Here is a 2,859-nt window from a genome sequence, read left to right as displayed (position 1 = left end):
AAGACGCCAAGCGTTTTCTAGCCGCGTGGCATCAGCTTGAGCAACTGCTGTCATGTCATGGGCCTAACAATTCATTCAAGCCGACGCCGCTTCGCGGCGCGGCTTAATTCAGGCGTTAGCTGTCACTTCCTTCAATTCGACTTGCACTAACGTCCAGTCGCAGTTTTCTTCGATCCACTTGCGCTTGTTCCCAGTTTCTTGTTCGATTTGACGCCATGCGTAGCGCTCGTTCGGCCACAGCCTCGGCCACAACTTCCCGTCCCAGTTCTGTTTGATAGTCCAGTACATGCGCTTCTCCGTAGCCGCCGTGACGGCTAACAATTCATTCAAGCCGAACGCCACAAGTGGCGTCGGCTTAATTCAGGTGTTAGGCGGGGGAAAAAGCAATTTGCGCTCTTGCTGTTTGTTATTTCGCATTGTTTCACCGCGTCGCGCTTGAGTGATTTCGCGTTGGACAGGTGGCTACGGGAGGTTCCAAGCTGGCGGCGTTTACTGCTTCGGCTGCAAGAGCCTTAGCCTCTCCCTGTTTCGCACGGATGCAGTGCTTCTTGTTTCGTTATGTGTTGTCGCAGCTTGCGGGTGCACAGATTCGGGCATATCCTCTGCCTAACAATTCATTCAAGCCGACGCCGCTTCGCGGCGCGGCTTAATTCAGGTGTTAGGTGGCTTTTGAAGACTCTTGCAATCCTGCTCGCATTTCTTGCAACTCCATCAGTTGCATCCGAGCCGCAATTCAAGATCATTGCTGCCGAGCCTTTAGGTCAATTCATGGTCTTCGGGCGCATCACTGATGGCTTTGAAGCTGAAATGAGAAGGGCCATCGCCAGAAGCCCTAATTTGAAACGCGTATATATCGAGAGTCCCGGCGGGAAAAGCCTAGTAGCAAAACGCACTTCCCAACTTTTGAACGCGCATGGCATTGCCATTCGCGTTGGCGGAAAATGCGCCAGCGCTTGCGTCGCCCTTTGGGCCGCAACAGATCGCCGAGAACTCACCCCAAAAGCTCGCCTTGGGCTTCATGCCGGGATTCCAGTAAAACAAGCTCCCGGCGCGCTTGAAAAAATTGCTGCCGCTGCTCGCCGGAATATCGCAGACGACATGTTGCGCCATGCCGGCTTCTCAGAACGCCTAATCGCCAAAGGCAGTCGAACTCCGCACGATTCAATTCTGTGGCTCACTCCAGCCGAACTCGCATCAGACGGTGTCAAGTTCACGCTCATGGAGACGCCACCTAACAATTCATTCAAGCCGACGCCGCTTCGCGGCGCGGCTTAATTCAGGTGTTAGGCGCCATCAGACATGCCCGCGAGCTTGCTAACAGAGATCCTGTTCCGTGGCGCCTTTGAGATCGTGTTCTATGGTCTCGGCTACCTCATTGGTTGGGCGGTCGTCCCAATAATCTCCCTTGGCTACTACAGTGTTGAACCTTGGGACTTCAGCAGGCGCAAGAAATCCAAAAGCCGGTCGAGACAACTGTTACCAAAGCAAATCTCTGCAGACGCGGCATGTGGTATCGGGCTAGTCACTTTGGCTGTAGCATCAGCAATCGTATATCTGTTGTGGCGTGCGGCAGGCGCCTAACAATTCATTCAAGCCGACGCCGCTTCGCGGCGCGGCTTAATTCAGGTGTTAGGCGCTCAATGAGAGTTTTCGCAGTCACATTGGTCATCATCGGACTACTGGCGTGGTTCTCGTCGGTACCGATCGCAACCCATCTTTCTAAGAATCGCCCTGCACAACCAATTGCAGAGACTGGCCAAGTCGTTGAGTTCAACAACCACGGAAAGATCGCTTACATTACGCAGCGTGAGAGATTCCTGTACGACTACGGAACATTTGCAGGCCTTCTTCTTGCTCTTCTTGGCGGCTCCATTTTCGCAAGACATCAGTATCGTGGCGGACGCGCCTAACAATTCATTCAAGCCGAACCCGCTTCGCGGGTCGGCTTAATTCAGGTGTTAGGCGCGAATGGAGAATTCAGTGCTGACCAAACAAGACAAAGCCATCGCTGGGATCACTCTCTCGCACGGGACACTTGGAATCCTGTGGATTTTCTGGGTTGCATCCCAAATCGGCTACCCCGTTGTGTTCATTGCTGCCAACCTTGTTCTCGCCGTCGCAGGTATTGCTGCAGGTCTCGGCTGGTTTTACCGCAAGTTGTGGGCGGCCTACCTGGCCATTGCCTTCTACTTTGTCCAACTGGTGCATGTGCTCACGCCGTCATTCCAGTGGTCATTCACTCTCGGCTTCAATTTCAACATTGGCCTTGGCTGGATTGATTCTGGGCAACTGGCACTCAACCTATTTGCGCTTGCCATGCTTATCTGGGCAAGTTCACGGGCTTTCGCGCCTAACAATTCATTCAAGCCGACGCCGCTTCGCGGCGCGGCTTAATTCAGGTGTTAGGTACGTTGATGGTGATCTTCGCTAATTGGAACGAAGAACTGGCCACGACCCAATCGGCGGCCGACGAGCTGCTGCAACAGATCGCAGCCGGAACCGCCGCGTCCGACGAGCACACGCTGACACGACTTGAAAAGCTAGCGACTGCTTGTGCACGCCTGGCCTACGGGGCCAACTCGCCCGCCAGCCTCACTGAGCCGGTGCATAATCTTGTTACCTGGTGTGACCACCTTGATGAGCCAACTTGGCGCGCAAGCTTCATCGCAGCACTCCAGAGCTATCCGCTCGGCTCGCCGTGGCAACGCACCTAACAATTCGTCCAAGCCGACGCCGCTTCGCGGCGCGGCTTAACTCAGGTGTTAGGTTTGCCATGAATCAATCTCGCGCTTGCATATTTCTACTGCCCCTACTTGCAGCCTGCTCACAGAGCACGGTTCCAACACAAATTCCTGAGAA

General features: G+C 54.3%; 5 protein-coding genes. 4 read left to right on the top strand and 1 reads right to left on the bottom strand.

Features of this window, described 5'->3' with window-relative positions; translation table 11 throughout:
- Nucleotides 1-108: 108 nt before the first annotated feature.
- Nucleotides 109-330, bottom strand: a complete 222-nt coding sequence (locus tag K7B09_RS12810; protein ID WP_223629855.1) for a hypothetical protein — start codon at nt 328-330, stop codon at nt 109-111.
- A 339-nt stretch (nt 331-669) separates the two neighbouring features.
- On the opposite strand from K7B09_RS12810, the gene K7B09_RS12805 reads away from it, so the two are divergent.
- From K7B09_RS12805 to K7B09_RS12790, 4 genes are all read left to right on the top strand, one after another.
- Nucleotides 670-1,275 (top strand): hypothetical protein, encoded by a 606-nt coding sequence (locus tag K7B09_RS12805; protein ID WP_223629854.1) that lies wholly within the window; start codon nt 670-672, stop codon nt 1,273-1,275.
- A 365-nt stretch (nt 1,276-1,640) separates the two neighbouring features.
- Nucleotides 1,641-1,910 (top strand): hypothetical protein, encoded by a 270-nt coding sequence (locus K7B09_RS12800; RefSeq protein WP_223629853.1) that lies wholly within the window; start codon nt 1,641-1,643, stop codon nt 1,908-1,910.
- 70 nt (nt 1,911-1,980) lie between these two features.
- Nucleotides 1,981-2,394 (top strand): hypothetical protein, encoded by a 414-nt coding sequence (locus K7B09_RS12795; RefSeq protein WP_223629852.1) that lies wholly within the window; start codon nt 1,981-1,983, stop codon nt 2,392-2,394.
- Nucleotides 2,395-2,411: 17 nt separating this feature from the next.
- The gene (locus tag K7B09_RS12790) at nt 2,412-2,714 is read left to right on the top strand and encodes a hypothetical protein (protein WP_223629851.1); all 303 of its coding nucleotides are present in this window, start codon (nt 2,412-2,414) and stop codon (nt 2,712-2,714) included.
- Nucleotides 2,715-2,859 lie beyond the last annotated feature (145 nt).

It is taken from the genome of Thermomonas beijingensis (assembly GCF_020034655.1).
GTDB lineage: Bacteria > Pseudomonadota > Gammaproteobacteria > Xanthomonadales > Xanthomonadaceae > Thermomonas > Thermomonas beijingensis.
The sequence above is the reverse complement of the archived record's forward strand: the minus strand, read 5'-3'. Positions and strand labels throughout refer to the sequence as shown.